The 22395-nt window shown below is 71.3% G+C and carries 18 protein-coding genes, 1 tRNA gene and 3 pseudogenes; 15 read left to right on the top strand and 7 right to left on the bottom strand.

From position 1 onward, the window contains the following. Nucleotides 1-59 precede the first annotated feature (59 nt). Together KB893_RS17425 and KB893_RS17420 are read right to left on the bottom strand one after the other, a co-directional pair. On the bottom strand, nt 60-488 hold the full coding sequence (locus tag KB893_RS17425; RefSeq protein ID WP_213173943.1) for a hypothetical protein: 429 nt from the start codon (nt 486-488) through the stop codon (nt 60-62). Beyond that, complete coding sequence (locus KB893_RS17420) at nt 485-1261, bottom strand: enoyl-CoA hydratase/isomerase family protein (protein ID WP_211927388.1); 777 nt, start codon at nt 1259-1261, stop codon at nt 485-487. Before KB893_RS17420 ends, KB893_RS17425 begins: the two co-directional genes overlap by 4 nt. 196 nt (nt 1262-1457) lie before the next feature. On the opposite strand from KB893_RS17420, the gene KB893_RS17415 reads away from it, so the two are divergent. The 3 genes from KB893_RS17415 (at nt 1458) to KB893_RS17405 (ending at nt 3785) form a co-directional block, all read left to right on the top strand. Then, a complete protein-coding gene (locus KB893_RS17415; RefSeq protein ID WP_213173942.1) occupies nt 1458-2183 on the top strand; it encodes an FKBP-type peptidyl-prolyl cis-trans isomerase N-terminal domain-containing protein in 726 nt (241 codons plus the stop codon). A 107-nt stretch (nt 2184-2290) separates the two neighbouring features. Next, the gene (locus tag KB893_RS17410) at nt 2291-2938 is read left to right on the top strand and encodes an NUDIX hydrolase (protein WP_211928040.1); all 648 of its coding nucleotides are present in this window, start codon (nt 2291-2293) and stop codon (nt 2936-2938) included. Beyond that, entirely contained in the window at nt 2928-3785 is an 858-nt protein-coding gene (locus KB893_RS17405) for a sulfurtransferase (RefSeq protein WP_211928037.1), read from the top strand. Before KB893_RS17410 ends, KB893_RS17405 begins: the two co-directional genes overlap by 11 nt. Here KB893_RS17405 and KB893_RS17400 read toward each other — a convergent pair whose 3' ends face one another. The 4 genes and pseudogenes from KB893_RS17400 to uvrA all read right to left on the bottom strand — a co-directional run. Next, the gene (locus tag KB893_RS17400; RefSeq protein WP_211928038.1) at nt 3786-4550 is read right to left on the bottom strand and encodes an enoyl-CoA hydratase/isomerase family protein; all 765 of its coding nucleotides are present in this window, start codon (nt 4548-4550) and stop codon (nt 3786-3788) included. It lies immediately after the preceding gene. Between the two features lie 60 nt (nt 4551-4610). Next, nucleotides 4611-6179: a DUF4139 domain-containing protein gene (locus tag KB893_RS17395; protein WP_213173940.1), complete on the bottom strand. Its 1569-nt coding sequence runs from the start codon at nt 6177-6179 to the stop codon at nt 4611-4613. A gap of 109 nt (nt 6180-6288) precedes the next feature. Continuing rightward, a complete protein-coding gene (locus KB893_RS18480) occupies nt 6289-6780 on the bottom strand; it encodes an acyl-CoA thioesterase (RefSeq protein WP_338027001.1) in 492 nt (163 codons plus the stop codon). A gap of 75 nt (nt 6781-6855) precedes the next feature. Further along, nucleotides 6856-9761, bottom strand: a pseudogene (gene uvrA, locus KB893_RS17385) (excinuclease ABC subunit UvrA); the annotation flags it as partial. A gap of 362 nt (nt 9762-10123) precedes the next feature. Here uvrA and rplU point away from each other — a divergent pair. The 3 genes from rplU (at nt 10124) to obgE (ending at nt 12014) form a co-directional block, all read left to right on the top strand. Continuing rightward, nucleotides 10124-10441, top strand: a complete 318-nt coding sequence (rplU, locus tag KB893_RS17380; protein ID WP_211927797.1) for a 50S ribosomal protein L21 — start codon at nt 10124-10126, stop codon at nt 10439-10441. A 15-nt stretch (nt 10442-10456) separates the two neighbouring features. Beyond that, on the top strand, nt 10457-10711 hold the full coding sequence (rpmA, locus tag KB893_RS17375) for a 50S ribosomal protein L27 (protein WP_211927798.1): 255 nt from the start codon (nt 10457-10459) through the stop codon (nt 10709-10711). 223 nt (nt 10712-10934) lie between these two features. Continuing rightward, nucleotides 10935-12014 carry a GTPase ObgE gene (obgE, locus tag KB893_RS17370; protein ID WP_211927799.1) on the top strand — a complete coding sequence of 360 codons (1080 nt, stop codon included), beginning with the start codon at nt 10935-10937 and terminating at the stop codon, nt 12012-12014. Between the two features lie 177 nt (nt 12015-12191). Here the strand turns inward: obgE and rpsT are convergent, their stop codons facing one another. Beyond that, on the bottom strand, nt 12192-12461 hold the full coding sequence (gene rpsT, locus KB893_RS17365) for a 30S ribosomal protein S20 (protein WP_211927800.1): 270 nt from the start codon (nt 12459-12461) through the stop codon (nt 12192-12194). Nucleotides 12462-12574: 113 nt separating this feature from the next. On the opposite strand from rpsT, the gene murJ reads away from it, so the two are divergent. The 9 genes and pseudogenes from murJ (at nt 12575) to KB893_RS17325 (ending at nt 21991) form a co-directional block, all read left to right on the top strand. Next, a complete protein-coding gene (murJ, locus tag KB893_RS17360; protein WP_211927801.1) occupies nt 12575-14200 on the top strand; it encodes a murein biosynthesis integral membrane protein MurJ in 1626 nt (541 codons plus the stop codon). A gap of 80 nt (nt 14201-14280) precedes the next feature. After that, nucleotides 14281-15261: a bifunctional riboflavin kinase/FAD synthetase gene (locus tag KB893_RS17355; RefSeq protein WP_377731030.1), complete on the top strand. Its 981-nt coding sequence runs from the start codon at nt 14281-14283 to the stop codon at nt 15259-15261. A 59-nt stretch (nt 15262-15320) separates the two neighbouring features. After that, nucleotides 15321-17901 (top strand): annotated as a pseudogene (ileS, locus tag KB893_RS17350) (isoleucine--tRNA ligase); the annotation flags it as partial. Between the two features lie 89 nt (nt 17902-17990). Further along, nucleotides 17991-18116: pseudogene (locus KB893_RS18845) on the top strand (zinc finger domain-containing protein); the annotation flags it as partial. Between the two features lie 91 nt (nt 18117-18207). Continuing rightward, nucleotides 18208-18708: a signal peptidase II gene (gene lspA / locus KB893_RS17345; protein WP_213173937.1), complete on the top strand. Its 501-nt coding sequence runs from the start codon at nt 18208-18210 to the stop codon at nt 18706-18708. 8 nt (nt 18709-18716) lie between these two features. Further along, entirely contained in the window at nt 18717-19667 is a 951-nt protein-coding gene (gene ispH, locus KB893_RS17340) for a 4-hydroxy-3-methylbut-2-enyl diphosphate reductase (protein WP_211928214.1), read from the top strand. A 52-nt stretch (nt 19668-19719) separates the two neighbouring features. Beyond that, nucleotides 19720-19795 (top strand) — tRNA-Thr (locus KB893_RS17335). 156 nt (nt 19796-19951) lie between these two features. Then, the gene (locus tag KB893_RS17330) at nt 19952-20725 is read left to right on the top strand and encodes a hypothetical protein (RefSeq protein WP_213173936.1); all 774 of its coding nucleotides are present in this window, start codon (nt 19952-19954) and stop codon (nt 20723-20725) included. Between the two features lie 36 nt (nt 20726-20761). Then, on the top strand, nt 20762-21991 hold the full coding sequence (locus KB893_RS17325) for a hypothetical protein (RefSeq protein WP_211928273.1): 1230 nt from the start codon (nt 20762-20764) through the stop codon (nt 21989-21991). Nucleotides 21992-22395: the final 404 nt, after the last annotated feature.

The following is a 22395-nucleotide window of genomic DNA, read 5'->3' as shown; positions in this document are numbered from 1 at the left end:
GGCCCGTCGCGCCTGCGACGGCCGCTCATGGTGCCAAACCCGCCGGCTCCGGTCGCGGCTCAGGCGTCGCGGCGCGCCCGGGCGCGGGCGATGGCCGCGGCGACCGCGTCCCCGCCGGCCCGGGCCTGCGCCGCGCGCCGGCGTTCGGCCTCCTCGGCCGCGATGCGCGCGAGCCGGATGCGCCGGGCCTCGAAGCGCGCCCGCGCTTCCTGACGCCGCGCCTGCTCGCGACGGGCGTCCTCCAGCACCCCGGACAGCGGGATCCGGCTCGGGCAGACCGCGTCGCAGGCGGGCATCGGCCGCCACTGCGCGAGGCCGAGCGCTTCGGCCTCGGGCAGACGACCGTCGAGCACCAGGCGGTGCATGCGCTGTGGCGAAAGGCCAGGCGGCGCCTCGCGATCGCAGGCGCCGCACGCGATGCAGGGCGCGGCCCGCGCCAGCGCCGCGCCGACCTCGCGCGCGAGCCAGGGCGGCGGAACCCCGTTCACTGCCATTGCTCCTGCAGCAGCGGTGCGTCGGGGTCGAGCAGTGCGGCCGTCCGGCTGCGCACCGCCGGGGTGCGCAGGGCGACGGCGAAGAGGTCGCGCTCGCGGTGCAGGCCGACTTCGTCCGGCTCCGCGTCGCCAAGCGCCACCGCCAGCACTGCGCGCACCGCATGGTCGGGGATGCGCGCCAGGCGCGCGCCGAGCGCGGCCGCCGCAGCGTCGAGCTGCCCTACGGGGACGACCTGCTGCAGCAGGCCCAGCGCATGCGCGCGCGTGGCGTCGACGTGGTCGGCGACCAGGCACAGCTCCAGCGCCGCGGCCCGGCCGAGCAGCCGCGCCAGGCGCTGGATGCCGCCGAAGCCGGGCAGCACGCCCAGCGCGATGTCGGGCAACCCGAGCCGGCAGCGCTCGCTGGCGATCCGCAGCGGGCAGGCCAGCGCCAGTTCCAGGCCGGCGCCGAGGACGTCGTCGTCGAGGACGGCCACGACCGGCTTGCCGAGGGTCTCGATGCGCCGGGCCAGGTCCTGCCCGAGGCGGGCGAAGCGACGCGCCTCCAGGGTGGAACCGCGCGCCGCGTGCAGGAGGTCGACGCCGGCGGCGAGGCTGCCGCCCTCGCCGCGGAATTCGATCACCCGGACCGACGCGTCGCCCGCCGCCCGCGCCAGCGCCTCGTCCAGCGCGGCGAGCACTTGGACATCGACGCTCAGGGCCTCGCGCCGCGCCAGGGTCAGGCGCAGCAGCGGCCCATCGGCATGGACATGGATCGGGACGGACATCGCGGTGGTGCCGGACGGTCCGGCGGTACTCCTCGTCGCGCTGCCGGGGAACTTGTGGCGCGGCGGCGGGTCCATGGCAAGACCGCAGTGGCGGTCCCCGGACGCCACCGCTATGCTAATCCGTCGGCTGCAGGGCAGGCCCCACAGTCTGATCCGAAATCCCCCGAACGGGAATTCCTTCCTCTGGAGGTTGTTAATGAAGTTGCGCTTGATGGCCGCGTCGGTTGCGGCACTCGTCCTCGGCGGCACCGCCATGGCTCAGACGCAGCAGCCCGCCCAGGCCGCCCCGCAGCAGGCGGCGCCGGTGGCGATCGACCGCAACGCGCTCAGCTACGCGATCGGCTACGACCTCGGCCGCAGCCTTGCCGAGAGCGGTGAGCAGGTCGACGTCGCGCAGGTGGTCCAGGCGGTGCAGGACGGGTTCGCGAAGAAGGACCCGACCGTGCAGCCGCAGCAGATGGCCCAGCAGCTCGAGGGCATGCAGCGCCGCATGATGGAGCGCGCGCGCGCCGCCTTCACCAAGGTCGCGACCGAGAACAAGACCAAGTCGGACCAGTTCCTCGCCTCCAACCGCGCCAAGGCCGGCGTCAAGACCACCGCCAGCGGCATCCAGTACAAGGAGCTCGAGGCCGGCAGCGGCACCAAGCCGACCGCCAACAGCGAGGTGCAGGTCCACCTGCGCGGCTCGCTGGCCGCCAGCGGTCAGGAGTTCCTGAGCACCTACGCGCAGAACCAGCCGATCACGCTGAAGGTCAGCGAGGCGCCGCTGCAGGGCCTGCGCGAGGTCCTGCCGATGATGTCGCCGGGCGCGCGCTGGGAAGTGGTGCTGCCGCCGGACCAGGCCTACGGCGCGGGTCCGCAGTCGCCGGTCGGTCCGAACCAGGCGGTGACCATGGACATCAAGCTGGTCAGCGCGAAGTAAGCCGATGGTGCGACGGCCCGACGCGCGCGTCGCGCATGCCGGACACGTCCCGACCGCGCCGGAGCGATCCGGCGCGGTTTTTTGTTGATGCGCGGGAAGGGCCGGCGGTGAGCGTCCGCTCCGACGTCGACCTGCTCGGCGAAAACTGGTCGCGGCTGCGCGCCGCGCTGTACCCGCTGGCGCGGGCGCCCAGCCATGCGGCCTGGAACCAGGCCGAGATCGCCGACCTGCTGGCCGACTGCGACACCCGCATGCCGGCGGCGGTGCTGGTCGGCCTGGTCCCGCGGCCCGAGGGGGTGCGCGTGCTGCTGACCGTGCGCCACGCGGCATTGCGCCACCACGGCGGGCAGATCAGCTTTCCCGGCGGCCGGATCGAGAGCGACGACGCCGATCCGGTCGCCGCCGCCGTGCGCGAGGCGGGCGAGGAGATCGGGCTGGTCCCGCGCGACATCGCCCCGCTCGGCTATCTCGACCCGTTCGTGACCGTCACCGGCTTCCATGTCTGGCCGGTGGTGGCGCGGGTGGCGACCGATCACGTCGCGCGCATCGATCCGAACGAGGTCGACGAGCTGTTCGAGGTCCCGCTCGGCTTCCTGCTCGACGCGGCCAACGCCCGCGCGGTGGCGGCCGAATGGCGCGGGCGCCGGCGCCACCTGATCGAGTTCAACTGGGGGCCGTACCGGATCTGGGGCGCGACCGCCGCCATGCTGGTCAACCTGCGCACGCGCCTGGAGGGGCGCTCCGATGGCGAATGACGTGATGATCGATGCGGAGACGCTGGCCGGGCGGCTGGGCGCCGCCGGCCTGGTCGTGCTGGACTGCCGCTTCGATCTCGCCGATTCCGGGGCCGGAGAGCGGCTGTGGCGGGAGGCGCGCATCCCCGGCGCACGCCATGCGCATCTCGAACGCGATCTGTCCGGGGCGCATGCGCCGGGCGCCGGGCGGCACCCGCTGCCGGAGCCGCGCGACCTGGCCGCGCGGCTCGCGGCCTGGGGCATCGATGCCGGCAGCGAGGTGGTCGTCTACGACGCCGCCGACGGCGCGATGGCCGCGGCACGCGCATGGTGGCTGCTGCGCTGGCTGGGCCGGCGCGGGGTGCGGGTGCTGGACGGCGGTTTCCGCCGCTGGCTGGCGCTGGGCCTGCCGGTCGAGCGCGGCGAGCCCGCCCCGGTTGCGGCCGCCGCGGCGCCCGCGCCGCATGCGGACGTCGCGATGCGCGTCGATGCGCAGGAGCTGCTCGCGCGCCTGGGCGAGCCGCCGGGCTGGCTGCTGGATGCCCGGGCCGCGCCGCGCTTCGCCGGACGCGCGGAACCCATCGACCCCGTCGCCGGCCACGTGCCCGGCGCGGTCAACCGCCCCTACACCGACAACCTCGACGCGGACGGGCGGATGAAGCAACCGGCGCAGCTCGCACGGGAGTTCGCGGCGCTGCTCGCCGGGCGCGCGCCGGAAGAGGTCGTCGCCATGTGCGGGTCGGGCGTGACCGCCTGCCACACGCTGCTGGCGATGGCGCATGCCGGTCTCGACGGTGCGCGGCTGTATCCGGGGTCGTGGAGCGGCTGGATCGAGGATCCGCGGCGCCCGGTGGTCCGCGCCGACTGATCAGCGGCGCAGCCGCGCCACCATCGCCTGCAGTGCGGCCTGGGTCGGCTCCGCGAACCACACGTCCACGAACGGCTCGACCGCGGTGCCGACCGGGTCGGTCATGGTCGCGACCAGGTCCGCACGCGCGACCTCGCGCGTGGCGCGCACCGCGTGCTGCGGCAGCGCGGACAGCGCCTGCAGCCAGGCCTGCGCGCGCGGCTCCACCTCGTCCATCGGCACCGCCTCGTCGACCAGGCCCAGCGCCAGCGCGGCGCCGGTATCGGGCATCGCCCCGATGACGAGCAGTTTCTCGGCCTGGCGCGGGCCCACGGTGCGGCGCATCAGGTGCTGGACCGCGTCCGGCACCGGCACGCCGACCTGCACCTCGTTGAGGCCGATGCGGTACGGGGAGGCGCCCGCGTCGGCCAGCGCCATGACCCGGTAGTCGCAGCACAGCGCGAGCACGCAGCCGCCGGCCGGGCAGTGGCCGCCGATCGCCGCGACCACCGGCACCGGGCAGCGCGCCAGCGCGCGGGCTGCGCCGAAGAAGGCGCTCCATGCGCCGTGCATGCCGGCGCGGTCGAGGGTCAGCAGGTGCGGCACGTCGAGGCCCGCCGAGAAGATGCCGCGCCCGCCGGCGAGCACGATGCCGCGCGCACCGTCGCGTGGCGCGGCCTCGACCGCGTCGATCAGCGCCCGCAGCAGCGCAGGGTCGAGCGCGTTGGCGGGAGGCCGGGCCAGGCGGAGGGTATGGATGCCGTCGTGCGTGCTGACGTCGATCATCGTGAAGCGCCGGATCGGGAACGGGACGCCGAGTCTAGCCCGGCGTCCGTGGCGCGCCGCTCACTGCGTACGCATGTCCGCGGCCCAGCGATAGCGCACGGTGTAGCGCACCGTGGCCTCGCCGCCCGCCGGAACCTCGACCTCGGTCGCGACGCTCTGCGCGTCCTCCGGCTGCCAGTCGCCGCCGCCGGCGTCGACGATTTCCCATTCGCTCCAGCGCGGCAGGCCCTCGACCACGCGCACCGTCGCCGGCGCGGACTTGGCGTTGTGCAGGGTGATCGCGTAGCGCTCGGTCAGGGTGCGGCCGCCGGCGTCGAGCTGGAAGTCCTCGCGCGTGCGCTGCGCGGACAGGTCGAACACGTTGCCGATCGCGAGTTCCACCTCGCGGCCGGCCGGCGTGTGCGCGAGCATGGCTTCGCCGAGGTAGTCGTCGCCGTCGAACATCCGTGCGCGCCCGGCCGGCAGCGGCATGCCGAGGCCGCTGGCCTCGTCGTTGGTGAAGTGCAGGCTGGCGGTGACGGCCGCCTCGGTTTGCGCCGGACCGATCTCGCGGCGCACCAGCGGGCGCGGCGGCACATAGCCGGTGATCCCGTTGCGCGTCTCGTAGACCCGTTGGCAGGCGACGGCATCGGCGGCCTCCAGCAGCGGCACCTGCTGCACGCTGCCGTCCGGCACGTCGGCCGGGCTGGGCAGGGTGTAGGCGTGGTACTCGCCGCTGTCGCGCGGTGTCGGCGCCATGTCGGCCTGCGCGGCGGGTGCCGCGGGCGCGCTCATCATCATCGCCCGCTCCTGCCGCGGCTGGATCTTGCTCGCCGTGTTCGGATCGCCCGCGACCAGGGTCAGCTGTGCCGCCTCGAACCCGGCACCGGAGCGGTTGGCGACCTGCGCACTTCCGGAGAAGCGCATGCGGCAGGCGGCCCCGTCCTGTTCGAGGCCGATGTGGTACTCGGCGCGCCAGGCCAGGCCGCCGGTGGGGTAGTCGAGCTGGAACACGTGCTCGCCCGCATCCGTGGCCGCGACCTGCCAGCGCAGCGTGGGCTCGGCATTGAGCCCGCCGGGCAGGTCGGTCAGGTCGAAGCTGTCGAAGGCGCTGAGCACGCGGATGCGACCGTCGTCCAGGCGCAGGGTGAGGCCACTGCCCGCCGCCAGCAGCACGCCGCGCTCGGTCTGGCGCGCGCCGCCGGTGCTGTAGGCGACCTCGATCGGCCGCCCGATCGAGCGCTGCAGGAGTTCGTCCTGGCCGGCGAGGGCGAACTCGTAGCGCTGACCGCGCACCGTCACGCCCGTGTCGGCGGGCGTCAGTCGCACGCCGCCGGCATCCAGCGCGCGCGGCAGGCCGCCGACGGTGATCTCGCCGTCGCCCTGGCCGACCTCGCGCCGGATCGTCTGCGAGACCAGGGCCAGGCCGGGCATGCCGTTGCCGGGATAGCTGTTGCTCACGGCGTCGAAGTCGCCGCTGTAGACGGTCAGGCGGGTGGCCCCGGCGTCGCTGCGCGGGGCGGACGAGATGCGGTCGGGCATGGCGGCGGCTCCCGGAGTGCGCGCCTCGGGTGTCGCCGGCCCGCCGCTGCAGGCGGCGAGGGCGGCGACGAGCGCGGTGGCGAGGACGGTGCGGTTCGGGCTGGGCATGGGCGATGTTCCGGTGCGATGGACGTGGCGCATGGAAACGCCCGGAGGGCGCGGATCGGGTCGAGCCGCCGTGCGCGCCGGCGGCGTTCCGTTCAGGTCCGCGTGCCGCTCACGCGCCGCAGGCCTGGCGCACCGCCTCCGGCAGGGGCGCCGGGCGGCCGCTGCGGCGGTCGACCCAGACCATGGTCACGTTGCCGTCGGCGTAGACCACGGTGGCGTCCTTCGCCGACAGGATGCGGTGGCCGATGGTGATGCTGGTGGTGCCGATCCGCTCGACGAAGAGTTCCACCACCAGTTCCTCCGGCCACTCGATCGGCCGCTTGTAGTTGACGTTGCAGCCGGCCATCAGCGGCGCGATGTGGTCGTCGAGCCACTCGCCGGGCAGCTGCATCATCCAGCGCAGCCGCGCCTCTTCCAGATAGGTGAGGTAGTTGGAATTGTTGACGTGGTTGAAGGCGTCGAGATCGCGCCAGCGCACGTCCATCGTCGTGCGCAGCAGGCGCTGCGGCTCCCTGGCTTCCGCCGGTGCCGGCGTCGCGGGCGCCGCCTCGCGTTCCGGCTTCGCCGCCGCGTGCGCGGCGGCCCCGGTCGCCTCGGCCACGCCGGCGTTGGTCGCCTGTACCTGCTGCGCGGTGCCGGGCGCGGGAGCGGGCGCCGCGTTCTTGCGTGCGCTGCGCTTGCGTGGTGCGCGCTTGCGCGCGGGCTTGCTGTCTTCGTCGTTGCTCATGCCGCGGATCGTTTCCTCGATGACGGGGTCGGCGCCGGCAGCAGCTTGGCGAGGAAGCGCCCGGTGTGCGAGTGCTCCATCGCCGCCACCTGCTCGGGCGTGCCGGTGGCGATGATCTCACCTCCGCGGTGCCCGCCCTCGGGACCGAGGTCGACGATCCAGTCCGCGGTCTTGATCACGTCGAGGTTGTGCTCGATCACCACGATCGTGTTGCCCTCGTCGCGCAGGCGGTGCAGCACGCTCAGCAGGTGCTCGATGTCGTGGAAGTGCAGGCCGGTGGTGGGCTCGTCGAGGATGTAGAGCGTGCGCCCGGTGTCGCGGCGCGACAGCTCCTTCGACAGCTTGACCCGCTGCGCCTCGCCGCCGGAGAGCGTGGTCGCCGGCTGCCCGAGCTTGATGTAGGACAGGCCGACGTCGATCAGCGTCTCCAGCTTGCGCGCGATGGACGGCACGTTCTCGAACAGGCCGAGCGCGTCCTCGATCGTCATCTCCAGCACGTCGTGGATGGAGTGGCCCTTGTAGAGGATCTCCAGCGTCTCGCGGTTGTAGCGCTTGCCGTGGCAGACGTCGCAGGGCACGTAGACGTCCGGCAGGAAGTGCATCTCGACCTTGATCAGGCCGTCGCCCTGGCAGGCCTCGCAGCGGCCGCCGCGCACGTTGAAGCTGAAGCGACCCGGCGAATAGCCGCGGGCGCGCGCCTCCGGCACCTGCGCGAACAGCTCGCGCAGCGGGGTGAACAGCCCGGTGTAGGTCGCCGGGTTGGAGCGCGGCGTGCGCCCGATCGGCGACTGGTCGATGTCCACGACCTTGTCGAACAGGTCCATGCCGGTCACCGCCTTGTGCGGCGCCGCGCGCTGCGCGGCACCGTTCAGTTCGTTGGCGGCCAGCGGGTAGAGGGTGTTGTTGATGAGCGTCGACTTGCCCGAGCCGGAGACGCCGGTGATGCAGACGAAGAGGCCGGACGGGATCTCCAGGTCCACGTTCTTGAGGTTGTTGCCCGACGCACCCTTGATCTTCAGGGTCATCTTCGGGTCCGGCCGGTGCCGGGTCCCGGGGATCTCGATGCGCCGGCGCCCGGACAGGTACTGCCCGGTCCAGGAGCGCTCGGACTCCATCATGTCCGCGACCGTGCCCTGCGCCACGATCTCGCCGCCGTGCACGCCGGCGCCGGGGCCGATGTCGAGCACGTGGTCGGCCAGGCGGATCGCATCCTCGTCGTGCTCGACCACGATCACGGTGTTGCCGAGGTCGCGCAGCCGCGTCAGCGTGCCGAGCAGGCGCTCGTTGTCGCGCTGGTGCAGGCCGATCGAGGGCTCGTCGAGCACGTACATGACGCCGACCAGGCCGGCACCGATCTGCGAGGCCAGGCGGATGCGCTGCGCCTCGCCGCCGGAGAGGGTGTCGGCCTGGCGTTCGAGGGTGAGGTAGTCCAGGCCGACGTCGACCAGGAAGCGCAGGCGCTCGACGATCTCCTTGACGATCTTGGCCGCGATCTCGCCGCGCCAGCCGGCGAGCGTCAGCTCGCCGAAGAAGGCCAGCGCCGCGTCGACCGGCATGCGGCCGATCTCGGGCAGGGTGGTATCGGCGACGTAGACGCTGCGCGCGGCGGTGTTGAGCCGCGCGCCGTTGCACTCGGGGCAGGGCCGGTTGCTGATGTACTTCGACAGCTCCTCGCGCACCGCGGCCGATTCGGTCTCGCGGTAGCGGCGCTCGAGGTTGGGCAGGATCCCTTCGAAGCGGTGCCCGCGCTTGGCGCGGCCGCCGGCATCGGTGATGTAGGTGAAGCTCACCAGCTCCTCGCCGCTGCCGTGCAGCACCGCCTCGCGCGCATGCTCGGGCAGGTCCTTCCAGGGCACGTCGATGTCGAAGGCATAGTGCTTGGCCAGCGAGGCGATCAGCTGGAAGTAGTACTGGTTGCGCCGGTCCCAGCCGCGCACCGCGCCGGCGGCGAGGCTGAGCTCCGGGTGGCCGACCACGCGGACCGGGTCGAAGAACTGGCTCACGCCCAGGCCGTCGCAGGTCGAGCAGGCGCCGTTGGGCGAGTTGAAGGAGAACAGCCGCGGCTCGAGCTCGGGCAGCGAGTAGTCGCAGACCGGGCAGGAGAACTTCGACGAGAACAGCAGCGGCGCCGCCTTGCCGTCGTCGAGCGACAGCACCTGGGCCATGCCCTCGCCGAGCTTGAGCGCGGTCTCGAAGCTCTCGGCCAGGCGCTGCTTGTGCTCGGGCCTGGGGCGGAAGCGGTCGATCACCGCCTCGATCGTGTGCTTCTGGCGCAGCGCCAGGCGCGGCACCTCGTCGATCTCGTAGAGCTGCCCGTCGACGCGCACGCGCACGTAGCCCTGGGCCCGCAGCTGGTCGAACACCTGCGCGTGCTCGCCCTTGCGCTCGCGCACCACCGGCGCGAGCAGCATCCAGCGCTGCTCGGGGTCGAGCGCGAGCGTGGTATCGACCATCTGGCTGATGGTCTGCGCCTCCAGCGGATAGGCGTGGTCCGGACAGCGCGGCGTGCCCACCCGCGCATACAGCAGGCGCAGGTAGTCGTAGATCTCGGTGATGGTGCCGACGGTCGAGCGCGGGTTGTGCGAGGTCGACTTCTGCTCGATCGAGATCGCCGGCGACAGGCCCTCGATGGTGTCGACGTCGGGCTTCTCCATCACCGACAGGAACTGCCGCGCGTAGGCCGAGAGCGACTCGACGTAGCGGCGCTGTCCTTCGGCATAGATGGTGTCGAAGGCGAGGGAGGACTTGCCGGAGCCCGACAGCCCGGTGATCACGATCAGCTTGTCGCGCGGCAGGTCGAGGTCGAGATTCTTGAGGTTATGGGTACGCGCACCGCGGATGCGGATGGTGTCCATGGTCCGTCCGGTTGAGGGGGAGGCCGACGGCACGGGACGGGCGCGGTTCGCGCGGGGCGAGGCCCGTTACGCCGTGACGGCGTGACGGCTTGAGATGGGGGAGGATAGCAGCGGCCTCAACCCGGCCGGTGCAGGCGGCGTCGAGATCGAGGACCGGGAGTGACCTCGATCCGGGGTTGCCGCGAGGGCCACGGCGTGCGGCGGATTCCGTTTGCGTTCAGTGGCTTCCGGCGGAAGCGCCGCTGCGGAACAACCGCCGGCTGCTTGACCGGGAAACCTCGGTGCCGCTATAGTCCCGCGTCTGTCCGACCCGGCCGTGGTCGGCTGCACCGCAAAAGAACTACTAAAGGAATCAACCGGTCATGTACGCAATCGTAGTCACCGGCGGCAAGCAGTACCGCGTGATGCAGGGCGAGACCCTGCGCGTGGAGAAGCTGGAGGCCGACGCCGGCAGCACCATCACCTTCGACCAGATCCTGATGCTGGGCGACGGCGATGGCATCACCATCGGCGACGCGCTCAAGGGCGCCAGCGTCACCGCGACCATCAAGGGTCACGGCCGCGCCGACAAGGTGCGCATCGTCAAGTTCCGCCGCCGCAAGCACCACCGCAAGCAGCAGGGTCACCGGCAGCACTACACCGAAATCGAGATCACCGGCATCGCCGGTGCCGGCAAGTAAGACAGGAGAGCAGTCATGGCACACAAAAAGGGCGTAGGTTCCAGCCGCAACGGCCGCGACTCCAATCCGAAGTATCTCGGCGTGAAGATCTACGGCGGCCAGGCCATCGAGGCCGGCAACATCATCGTCCGCCAGCGCGGCACCAAGTTCCATCCGGGCATGGGCGTCGGCATCGGCCGCGACCACACCCTGTACGCGCTGGTCGACGGCAAGGTCGACTTCTCGGTCAAGGGCGCGAACAAGCGCCGGACCGTGAGCGTCGTCGCCTGATCGGGCGACGCGCATCGCGACCGCAACGGAAAGCCCCGCTTCGGCGGGGTTTTTCGTTTTCGTGCGGGGAATCGGGAAGGGTCGAGCGGGGGGTGGGGTCCAGGAGCCGGGCCGGCGCCACCTCCGCGTCCTGCCTGATCCGCTCGAGGGATAGACTCCCCCGTTCCTCGCACCGTCCAGTTCCCCGTTCCCCATTCCCTGTTCCCGCTCCACCCAACACGCCATGAAATTCGTCGACGAAGCAGAAATCCTGGTTGCCGCGGGCAACGGCGGCAACGGCTGCGTGAGCTTCCGGCGCGAGAAGTTCATCCCGCTGGGCGGGCCGGACGGCGGCGACGGCGGCAACGGCGGCAGCATCTGGATCGTCGCCGACGAGAACCTCAACACCCTGATCGACTTCCGTCACCAGCGCAGCTTCAAGGCGCAGCGCGGCGAGAACGGCATGGGCAGCCAGATGTACGGCAAGGGCGGCGACGACCTGGAGATCCGCGTGCCGGTCGGCACGGCGGTGACCAACGTCGAGACCGAGGAGGTCATCGGCGACCTGACCGCGCACGGCCAGCGCCTGCTGGTGGCGCAGGGCGGGCGCGGCGGGCTGGGCAACATGCACTTCAAGAGCTCGGTCACGCGCGCGCCGCGCCGGTCGACGCCGGGCACCGAGGGCGACGTGCGCACCCTGCGCCTGGAGCTCAAGCTGCTCGCCGACGTCGGCCTGCTCGGCTTCCCCAACGCCGGCAAGTCGACCTTCATCCGCGCGGTGTCCTCGGCGACGCCGCGGGTAGCGGACTATCCGTTCACCACGCTGTATCCGAACCTGGGCGTGGTCGCGGTCGAGGCCCACCGCAGCTTCGTCATCGCCGACATCCCCGGGCTGATCGAGGGTGCCGCCGAAGGCGCCGGGCTGGGCGCACTGTTCCTGCGCCATCTGCAGCGCACCCGGCTCCTGCTGCACCTGGTCGACATGGCGCCGCTGGACGCCGCCGCCGGCACCGCCGAGGCGGTCGCGGGCCAGGTGCGCGCGATCGAGAAGGAGCTGCGCAAGTACGACGAGGCCCTGCTCGACAAGCCGCGCTGGCTGGTGCTCAACAAGGGCGACCTGATGCTGCCGGAGGAGCGCGACGCGCTCGCCGCGGAGATCGTCGCCGAGCTCGGCTGGAGCGGGCCGTGGTTCGTGGTCTCGGCGCTGTCGCGCGAGGGCACCTGGCCGATCGCGCAGCAGGTGATGGCGGAGTTCGACCGCCAGCGCGAGGCGCGTGCGGACGCCGAGGCCGAGGCCGCCTGGCAGCGCGATCGCCGCGCCTGAGCCGCGCGCCGCGCCGTCCCGCCTCCGGATCGATCCCGCGCCTTGCGTCCCGGCCCGGCTCCTGCATGCGCGGACGCCTTGCGCACGCCCGGCGGCGCAATGGACGCCGCCGTCGGGCAGGCAACAAAAAAGCCGGCGCGATGCGCCGGCTTTTCCGTGTCCCGAACCTGGCCCCGATCAGGCGGCCTTGAGGGCCTTGATGCGGGCCGTGATGCGGCTCTTGTGGCGGGCCGCCTTGTTCTTGTGGATCAGGCCACGGGCGCTGAAGCGATCGAGGATCGGCTCGGCGACCTTGTAGGCGTTCTCGGCGCCGGCGACATCGTTGGCGCCGATGGCCTTGATGACGTTCTTGACGGCGGTGCGCAGGCGCGAGCGCTGGCTGGAGTTGCGCTGGTTGCGCACGACGGCCTGGCGGGCGCGCTTCTTGGCGGACTTGATGTTTGCCACGGTAGATTCCTGGAATGCGGTGGTTCGGGACGAAAGACCGGAAATTATGGTGGTTTCATGGAGTTGAGTCAATTGGACGTGACGGGGAGCCGGCGGACGGCCGGAGTCGGGGCATGAAGGGGAGCGGCCTGCTGCGCTCCACCGCGGTCTTCAGCAGCATGACCTTCCTGTCGCGGGTCTCGGGCCTGGTCCGCGACCAGATCTACGCGATGGTGTTCGGCGCCGGCCCGGCGATGGACGCCTTCGTGGTGGCCTTCCGCATCCCGAACTTCCTGCGCCGGCTCTCGGCGGAGGGCTCGTTCTCGATGGCGTTCGTGCCGGTGCTGGCCGAGTACCGCGAGCGCGGCGACCACGCCGCCGTGCGGGCACTGGTCGACCGCGTCGCCGGCGCGCTCGGCGCCGCGCTGCTGGCGATGTCGGGGCTGGCGATCCTGCTGGCGCCGTGGCTGCTGCGCGTGTTCGCGCCCGGCTTCGAGGCGGGTACGGAGCAGGCGGCGCTGGCTACGACCATGCTGCGCATCACCTTCCCGTACGCGCTGTTCATCTCGCTGGCGGCGCTGGTCGGCGGCACGCTCAATACCTACGGGCGCTTCGCGGTGCCGGCGCTGTCGCCGATCCTGATGAACGTGTCGATGATCGCCGCGGCCCTGGCGTTGGCCCCGGCGCTCGACGATCTCGGCTACGAACCGGTGCTGGCGCTGGCCTGGGGCGTACTCGCCGCGGGCGTGCTGCAGCTCGGCTTCCAGCTGCCGGCGCTGGCGAAGCTCGGCCTGCTGCCGCGGCCGCGCTGGGACCTCGCCCACGCCGGCGTGCGCCGGATCATGCGCCTGATGGTGCCGACCCTGTTCGGCTCCTCGGTGGCGCAGGTCAACCTGCTGTTCAACACCCTGGTCGCCTCGCTGCTGGTCGGCGGCAGCGTGACCTGGCTGTACTACAGCGACCGCCTGCTCGAGTTCCCGCTCGGCATGTTCGGGGTGGCGATCGGCACCGTGATCCTGCCGCACCTTTCGCGCCGGCACGCGGCGACCGACCCCGACGGCTACTCGCAGGCGCTCGACTGGGGCTTCCGGCTGTGCCTGCTGATCGGCGTGCCGTCCTGCCTCGGCCTGGTCCTGTGCGCGCAGCCGCTGATCGCGACCCTGTTCGAGTACCGCAGCTTCACCGCCACCGATACCCGCATGAGCAGCCTGAGCCTGATGGCGCAGGCGCTCGCGGTCCCGGCTTTCCTGCTGGTGAAGGTGCTGGCGCCGGCCTTCTATTCGCGCCAGGACACGCGCACGCCGGTGAAGGCGGCGGTGGTGGCGATCGTCGGCAACGCCGTGTTCACCGTGCTGCTGTTCGCCGCGGCGCTGCTGGCCACCGACGCCGGGCAGGCCGCGCTCGCCGCCGGCGGCGGCCTGCGCGCGGTGCTCGAGCGCGTGCCCGGGCTGCATGCGCTGCTGGCGCTGTCGATCGGCCTGGCCGGCTGGCTCAACACCATCCAGCTGTGGTGGCACCTGCGCCGCGCCGGGGTCTACCGGCCCGCGGCGGGGTGGGGCCGTTTCCTGCGCCAGCTCGCGGTCGCCAGCATCGGCATGACGGCGGTGGTGCTGGCGATGGCCATCGCCTGGCGCGACTGGAGCCTGTGGCCCTGGTGGGAGCGGGCGCTGCGCCTGGCAGCGATGGTCGGCGCCGGCGGCGTGGTCTATGCCGGGCTGCTGCTCGTCCAGGGCATCCGTCCACGCGACCTGCGCCATTGAGGACCGGGGCGGCCGGCTATACTTTCCGGTTCCGCCCATCGCCTCCGCCCGGCGACGCACCTTCCGACGACGAGACCTCCTTGAGCGACTCCGCCGCCACGCCAGAACGCCCCCGGCTGTTCCGCGACATCGCGCGCGTCGAACCGGCGGAGCAGGGCAGCGTGGTCTGCATCGGTGCCTTCGACGGCCTGCACCGCGGCCATCGGGCCCTGGTCGACAGGGCGGTGGCGCAGGCGCGGGGTCTCGGCATCGAGGCGGTGGCGCTGAGCTTCGAGCCGCTGCCGCGGGAGTTCTTCGGCAGGGCCGCGCCGCCGCCGCGGCTGACCCTGCCGCGGGCCAAGTTCGAGGGCCTGGTCGGCCTCGGCTGCGACCGGGTCGGCCTGCTGCGGTTCGACGCCGCCTTCGTCGCCCGCTCGGCGGAGAACTTCGTCGAGGACGTGCTGGTGGCGCACCTGGGCGCGCGCGAGGTCTGGGTCGGGCCGGGGTTCCGCTTCGGCAACGGGCGCGCCGGCGACATCGCGCTGCTGCGGCGGATGGGCGACGCGCACGGGTTCGCGGCGCACGAGATCGAGCCGGTCCTGCGCCACGGCGAGCGGGTGTCGGCCTCCGCGATCCGCCGCCACCTCGCCGCCGGCGAGCTGGAGGCGGCCGCCGACCTGCTCGGTCGCCCGTACGCGATCTCCGGTCGGGTGGTGCGCGGCAGGCAGCTCGGCCGCCAGCTCGGCTATCCGACCGCGAACCTGCGCCTGGCCGGGCGCACCGCGGCGCTCGGCGGCATCTTCGCGGTGCGCGTGCACGGCGTCGCGGCGATGCCGATGCCGGCGGTCGCGAGCCTCGGCACGCGGCCGACGGTGCACGGCGTCGAGCCGCTGCTCGAGGCGCACCTGTTCGACTTCGACGGCGACCTCTACGGCCGCCGCATCGAGGTCGAGTTCGTCGCGCGCCTGCGCGACGAGGAGAAGTTCGACACGCTGGACGCGCTCGTCGTCCAGATGGACGCCGATGCCGCGCTGGCGCGCCGCATCCTCGGCGCAACCCGCACACCGAAGGTCGAGACGTGAGCCAGGACCAGAGCAATCCCTACAAGGGCACGATCCATCTGCCCGCCACCGACTTCCCCATGCGCGGCGACCTGCCCAAGCGCGAGCCGAAGATGCTCGAGCGCTGGGCGCAGGAGGATCTCTACGCGCGCATCCGCGAGAAGGCGAAGGGACGCCCGCGCTTCGTGCTGCACGACGGCCCGCCCTACGCCAACGGCGCGATCCACCTGGGCCACGCGGTCAACAAGATCCTCAAGGACATCGTGGTCAAGTCGCGCACCCTGGCCGGGTTCGACGCGCCCTACGTGCCCGGCTGGGACTGCCACGGCCTGCCGATCGAGATCGCGATCGAGAAGAAGTACGGCAAGGTGGGCGACAAGCTCGATGCCGCCGACTTCCGCCAGAAGTGCCGCGAGTACGCGAACGCGCAGATCGACCTGCAGCGCGCCGACTTCAAGCGCCTGGGCGTGCTCGGCGACTGGGACCATCCCTACCGCACCCTCGACCCGAAGTTCGAGGCCGACGAGATCCGCGCGCTGGCCAAGGTGGTCGAGAACGGCCACCTCGTGCGCGGCGCCAAGCCGGTGCACTGGTGCTTCGACTGCGGCTCGGCGCTGGCCGAAGCCGAGATCGAGTACGCCGACAAGACCTCGCACGCCATCGACGTCGCCTACGACGCGAAGGATCCGGCCGCGCTGGCCGCAAGCTTCGGCGTCGACGCCGGCGATGCCATCGTCGCGGTGCCGATCTGGACGACCACGCCGTGGACGCTGCCGGCGAGCCTGGCCGTGTCGGTGGGCGCGGAGATCGAGTACGTGCTGGTCGAGGGCCCGGTGCGCGACGGGCGCCGCGTGCTGCTGGTCGTCGCCGAGGCGCTGGCCTCCGCGGCGCTGCAGCGCTACGGCGTCGAGGCCGTGCACGTGCTCGGCCGCAGCCGCGGCGCCGCGCTCGACCGCCAGCTGCTGCGGCATCCCTTCTACGACCGCGACGTGCCCCTGCTGCTCGGCGAGCACGTCGGCGAGGACGCCGGTACCGGCGCGGTGCACACCGCGCCCGGCCACGGCCAGGAGGACTTCGCCGTGTCCCGCGCCTACGGCCTGATCGAGCGCTACACCGCGGCGCAGATCAATCCGGTCGACGGGCGCGGCGTGTACCTGCCGAGCACGCCCGCGCTGGGCGGGCACGCGCTCGCCGGAGTGCACATCTGGAAGGCCGAGCCGCTCATCGTCGAGGCGCTGCGCGCGCACGGGCACCTGCTCGCGCACGCGACGATCCGGCACAGCTACCCGCACTGCTGGCGGCACAAGACGCCGGTGATCTTCCGCGCCACGCCGCAGTGGTTCATCTCGATGGAGCAGGCCGGCCTGCGCGCCGATGCGCTGGCCGCGATCGACACCGTCGGCTGGTTCCCGGACTGGGGCAAGGCCCGCATTGCCGGCATGGTCGAGGGCCGCCCGGACTGGTGCATCTCGCGCCAGCGCACCTGGGGCGTGCCGATCGCGCTGTTCGTGCACCGCGAGACCGGCGAGCCGCATCCGCGCTCGGTGGAGCTGATGCGCGCGGTCGCCGACCGCGTCGAGGCCGGCGGCATCGACGCCTGGTACGCGCTCGATCCGGTCGAGCTGCTCGGCGACGAGGCGGCGCACTACGACAAGATCGGCGACATCCTCGATGTCTGGTTCGACTCCGGCGTGACCCACGAGGGCGTGCTCGCCGCGCGCGGCCTGGGCAAGCCGGCCGACCTCTACCTGGAAGGTTCCGACCAGCATCGCGGCTGGTTCCAGTCGTCGCTCCTCACCGGCGTGGCGATCGACCGCGCCGCGCCGTACCGGCAGTGCCTGACCCACGGCTTCACCGTCGACGAGCACGGCCGCAAGATGTCGAAGTCGCTCGGCAACGGCATCGAGCCGCAGGAGATCATGAAGACCCTCGGCGCGGACATCCTGCGCCTGTGGATCGCCTCGGCCGACTACCGCAACGAGATGTCGCTGTCGCAGGAGATCCTCAAGCGCACCGCCGATGCCTACCGCCGCATCCGCAACACGGCGCGCTTCCTGCTCGGCAACCTGGCCGGCTTCGACCCGGCGGCGCACATGGTCGAGCTCGACGACAGCCTGCTGCTCGACCGCTGGGCCGTGCATCGCGCGCACCAGGTGCAGGCGCGGATCGAGGCCGCCTACGCGCGCTACGACTTCGCCGAGGTCGTGCAGCTCCTGGCGAACTTCTGCACGGTCGACCTCGGCTCGATCTACCTCGACGTCACCAAGGACCGGCTCTACACCCTGGGTGAGGACGCGCTGGCGCGGCGTTCGGCGCAGGCGGCGATGTACCGCATCGCCCAGGCCTTCGTGCGCTGGATCGCGCCGATCCTGTCGTTCACCGCGGACGAGCTCTGGAGCCACCTGCCGGGCGAGCGCGAGGACAACGTGCTGTTCTCGACCTGGTACCACGGCCTGGCCGCGCTGCCGGAGACGGACGCGGCCGAGTTCGACCGCCTGCTCGCCCTGCGCGAGGCAGTGGCCAAGGTGCTGGAGCCGATGCGCGCCGGCGGCACGATCGGCGCCTCGCTCGAGGCCGAGATCGACCTCTGGCTCGACGACGCCACCCTCGCGCGCTACGCCGCCTTCGCCGGCGAGCTGCACTTCCTGTTCATCACCTCGGCCGTGCACCTGCATCCGCTGGACGCGAAGCCGCAGGACGCGGTGAAGGGAGAGGGGACCGATGCGTGGATTCGCGCGCGCCGGACCGGGAACGACAAGTGCATCCGCTGCTGGCACTACCGCGACGACATCGGCAGCGATCCCCGGCATCCGGCGATCTGCGGGCGCTGCGCGACGAACGTCGAGGGCCCGGGCGAGACGCGGCTCTGGTTCTGATCGCACACCGTTCCCTCAGCACGCCCCGCGTGGCGGGGCGACGCCTTCCACCCACCGCCGGGCCGCACCCGGCGGCCGCAGGATGCCGGCCATGACCCGTCCCCGCCCCAACGCATTGCCCTGGCTCGGCCTGTCGATGCTGCTGATCGCGCTCGACCAGCTCACGAAATGGATCGTGCTGCGCACGATCGAGCTGCACGAGCGGATCACGGTGATTCCCGGCTTCTTCGACTGGACCCTGACCTTCAATCCCGGCGCGGCCTTCAGCTTCCTGAGCGATGCCGCCGGCTGGCAGCGCTGGTTCTTCAGCGCGCTCGCCGTCGGCATCAGCGCGCTGCTGGCGTACTGGCTCGCACGCACGCCACGCCGCGACTGGCGCACCGCGCTGCCCTTCGCCCTGGTGATCGGCGGCGCGCTGGGCAACCTGGTCGACCGGCTGGTCCACGGCCAGGTGGTCGACTTCGTCCTGGTCTACTGGCGCAGCTACTACTGGCCGGCCTTCAACCTGGCCGATTCGGCGATCGTGGTCGGCGCGGTGCTGATCGTGCTGTTCAGCCTGGTCCCGGGCAAAGCCGCGGCCGACGCGCGATAATCGCGGGCATGGACGTCCTGCTCGCCAACCCCCGCGGCTTCTGCGCCGGCGTCGACCGCGCGATCGAGATCGTCAAGCGCGCGCTGGAGAACTTCGGCGCGCCGATCTACGTGCGCCACGAGGTGGTGCACAACCGCTTCGTCGTCGACGACCTGAAGGCGCGCGGGGCGGTGTTCGTCGAGGAGCTCGACGAGGTGCCGGACGGCGCCACCGTGATCTACAGCGCGCATGGCGTCTCGCAGGCGGTGCGCCGCGAGGGCCGGCGTCGCGGCCTGAAGGTGTTCGACGCCACCTGTCCGCTGGTGACCAAGGTGCACATGGAGGTCTCGCGGCACTGCCGCGCGGGGCGCGACGTGGTGCTCATCGGCCACGCCGGGCATCCGGAGGTCGAGGGCACGATGGGGCAGTGGGATGCCGAGTGCGGCACCGGAGCCATCCATCTGGTCGAGAACGTCGCCGGCGCGCGGACGCTCGAGGTCGGGCAGCCCGAGCGGCTGGCCTACACCAGCCAGACCACGCTGTCGGTGGACGAGACCCGCGACATCATCGCCGTTCTGCGCGCGCGCTTCCCGGCGATCCAGGGGCCGCGCAACGACGACATCTGCTACGCCACCCAGAACCGCCAGGACGCGGTGCGTGCGCTGGCGGGCGGCTGCGACGTGGTGCTGGTGGTCGGCTCGGTCAACAGCTCCAACTCCAACCGCCTGCGCGAGCTGGCCGAGGCCTGCGGCGCGACCGCCTACCTGATCGACGGCGCCCAGGACATCGACCCGGCCTGGGTCGCGGGCCGCGGCCGCGTCGGCGTCACCGCCGGCGCCTCGGCGCCGGAGGTGCTGGTCGAGGGCGTCCTCGCGCGGCTGCGCGAGCTGGGCTCCACCGGCGTGCGCGAGCTCGACGGCGAGCGCGAGACCATGGTGTTCGCCCTGCCCAAGGAACTGCGCATCGCCCTGGTCGACTGACCAGCCGCGGCGTTGCGCCGCCCGGCCCGGCGGCCGTAGAATTGCCGGCTCTGCCGGAATAGCTCAGTTGGTAGAGCGGCGCATTCGTAATGCGTAGGTCGCAGGTTCGACTCCTGTTTCCGGCACCAGATTTAAGCTAACAAGCTGCAAGAAAGTATCTAAAAATCAAGGGGTTGGCCGGGTATCCGTCCAGCCCCTTTTTCTTGCCACCCCGGTCCGCCCCGGGAAAAACAGGGATTTCCAGGGATAGTTTTTCCCAACTTTTTCCCAAGCCCATGACCGGAATGCTGCCCATCCTCCGCGCAATGTTCCCCGACAAGCCGCTCTTGTCGGTCGAAGACGTGGCGCGCGTGCTCAACAGAACGGGTGCCGGCGGCTACGAGCAGACCCGCGAGCAACTGGCGGCCGGCGTCATCGTTCCGGGCCTGCGCAAACTGGGCGGCAGTTGGCTGGTCCCGGTGACCGCGCTCGCCGAAGCGCTCGATGGGCTCACGGACACCGACGCGGCCGGGCAGGCCACCCCCAAGGCACTGCCGACCCGGCACACGGTGACCCGCGCCAACCCGATCTTGCCGCGCAAGGGCGGGCGGATTCCCGACCGGGCCAAACACATGGCGCTGGCCGACATGACGTCCCTGGCATTCGCCATGGCTACCTTTGACGCCTCGGCGTTCTGGGGCGAGGTGCTGGCCCTGCTGGAACAGCCTCTGCCGCGCCCTGCGCTGACCGCCACGCCCGCCGATTGCTTCGCCGAGCCCCAGCCTTGGGTCCGGCAAGACGGACGCTTGGTGGGCCATGGGCAGCTGTTGCCCGTTGAAGAACGCGACAGCGCCTTGGACACGGGCGAGCTCTGGGAAGGCACCCTAGCCGACGCTCTGCTCGAACCCTGGGCAAGCGTAGACGCGCGGGACCCCTACGACGAGGCGCTGGAAGGCGCGCTGGCGGTTTACGAGCGCGCCCGCAGCGACAGGCGCAGCCAAGACCGAGCCCACGCCATGGAACGAGGCTTGCCGCCTGCTACAGGCCCCAGCCCCCCCCGGAAGCCGTTCCGGTTCTGACCGGCTACCATCAAGGCAACGGCTTGAGGGGAAGCAATGAGCTACACGAAAGACAAGTCGCTCGACATGTTGTTCGAGTATTACTGGGAATGGCACGTTGATCCCGCGACCAAGCACGGTCCGCGCAGCCGGAACAAGCGCGAGGGCGCGAGTTGGCGGCAGATCCGCGACGCCATCAAAAACGCGCCGCCCGACCCGACTGGGGAGCGTGATCTCACGCTCGCAGAAGCCTCCGCGCTTTTCAGCGTAGAGCCGCGGAAGTTCAAGGGCCACCTCCGCGACGAGCTGCTTCAGAAGGCGCTGCTGGAAGGCGTTCCCGAGCGCTGGAGTGCCGAGGACGCGGCGGCGCTGCTGGGATTGGAGGGCGAACAGATTGAAGCCCTCAAGAACGAGCCAGTGCGTCAACTGCGACAGTTCTCACTCACGCCCGGGTTCCGGTCGGAGAAGGAAAAAGCCCAGGAAGTCCGGCAAGGAAGAATCGCCGTTCACCCCAACTCAAAACCCAGGGACAGGGCAGCGGCCAAGCGTCGTCTTGCCATCCTTGGCAAGGTTTCCACGGGCGTCGATAGGGGCCTCGAAAGCAGCCCAGCGGGGAAAGGCAAGAAGCAGCGCGTGCCGGCCCAGGACCTCATCGAATGGGCCAACCATCACCCGGTGTTGAACGACTGGGAGAAACGTAGGAAGCCGGGTGAGCGGGTAGGAGACCGAGGGCATGTGGACGGCCTACTGGAATCGGTCCAAGTGCTTCACGATGGAACCATACGGATCCACATCGGCGGTCAGACCGCTGATGTTTCTCTAGTGACGAAGGCAAGCGGTGCGACGAGGAGCCAGCTTGAAGCTGCCGTGCGCCACATCGTGGCCAAGGGAGCACCAAAAGAGCTGGACCAGTTTGGAACCATCATCAAGCTTGAGACGCAGGAGACGCAGCAACACACCATCCACGAAGCCCTCGCCTTCGATTGGCAGAACAAGGAAGCGCGCGAGCGGCTCAAACGGGCTTACACGGAAAGCCTGGGCATGCTGGCTGACGAGCTTCAACATGCCGAAACGCTGGCGGCCAATGCCGTGGTGTACTACGAACGAGAGAAGCAAGGCGAGGGCGTGACGACCCGGCACGCGGCCCGGCTGGACGAGTGGATCCAGCACGCCCGGGACGACGAGAGGCGGGCCCGGGAGGGAAGGGCGCTGGCGCGAGGCTTGGTCACGAGCGTCAACTTGCCGCGAGCGGTGGAGACGACGAAGCGCCGCCGCCCCCGGTTCTAAAGCCTGCTCGCCGGCTGCCCGCCGGCTCGTGTCGTGGAAGAAAAGGCAGGGAGGCCGCGGCTCCCGCCGCAGCCAAGAACAACAACTCCAAGCCCCAGGTCGCCCTGGGGCTTTTTCATGCCCGAACGAAAAAGGGGCAGGTGTTCTACTTCGGCTGATCGGCATGGCGCCAATCCGGATGATTCACACCATCCCAGCACGGACACGCCGATATGCAGCCGCTCATCCTCTCGCTCGACCCCTCGCTCTCGTCTCACTTCTCTCAACTGACCCCGCAGTGAAGCGTCCTCGTTCTTTCGAGTCAGCCAGAACTAGAGGCAGTGGGTGAGTGTGCCATCGCGAAGCGAACCGGCGGAAGGCCGCCGAGGGCGCGATGCGGGCGGGTGTGGTTGTAGCGGTGCCGC

The sequence above is a fragment of the Coralloluteibacterium stylophorae genome (assembly GCF_018122625.2).
Taxonomy (GTDB): Bacteria; Pseudomonadota; Gammaproteobacteria; order Xanthomonadales; family Xanthomonadaceae; genus Coralloluteibacterium; species Coralloluteibacterium stylophorae.
The sequence above is the reverse complement of the archived record's forward strand: the minus strand, read 5'-3'. Positions and strand labels throughout refer to the sequence as shown.

Coding starts and splice junctions, on each gene's coding strand:
- KB893_RS17400 (WP_211928038.1), bottom strand. CDS start 4,550: ATGATCGACGTCAGCACGCACGACGGCATCCATACCCTCCGCCTGGCC.
- KB893_RS17420 (WP_211927388.1), bottom strand. CDS start 1,261: ATGTCCGTCCCGATCCATGTCCATGCCGATGGGCCGCTGCTGCGCCTG.
- KB893_RS17405 (WP_211928037.1), top strand. CDS start 2,928: ATGGCGAATGACGTGATGATCGATGCGGAGACGCTGGCCGGGCGGCTG.
- rplU (WP_211927797.1), top strand. CDS start 10,124: ATGTACGCAATCGTAGTCACCGGCGGCAAGCAGTACCGCGTGATGCAG.
- KB893_RS17415 (WP_213173942.1), top strand. CDS start 1,458: ATGAAGTTGCGCTTGATGGCCGCGTCGGTTGCGGCACTCGTCCTCGGC.
- obgE (WP_211927799.1), top strand. CDS start 10,935: ATGAAATTCGTCGACGAAGCAGAAATCCTGGTTGCCGCGGGCAACGGC.
- KB893_RS17325 (WP_211928273.1), top strand. CDS start 20,762: ATGAGCTACACGAAAGACAAGTCGCTCGACATGTTGTTCGAGTATTAC.
- lspA (WP_213173937.1), top strand. CDS start 18,208: ATGACCCGTCCCCGCCCCAACGCATTGCCCTGGCTCGGCCTGTCGATG.
- rpmA (WP_211927798.1), top strand. CDS start 10,457: ATGGCACACAAAAAGGGCGTAGGTTCCAGCCGCAACGGCCGCGACTCC.
- ispH (WP_211928214.1), top strand. CDS start 18,717: ATGGACGTCCTGCTCGCCAACCCCCGCGGCTTCTGCGCCGGCGTCGAC.
- murJ (WP_211927801.1), top strand. CDS start 12,575: ATGAAGGGGAGCGGCCTGCTGCGCTCCACCGCGGTCTTCAGCAGCATG.
- KB893_RS17395 (WP_213173940.1), bottom strand. CDS start 6,179: ATGCCCAGCCCGAACCGCACCGTCCTCGCCACCGCGCTCGTCGCCGCC.
- KB893_RS17330 (WP_213173936.1), top strand. CDS start 19,952: ATGCTGCCCATCCTCCGCGCAATGTTCCCCGACAAGCCGCTCTTGTCG.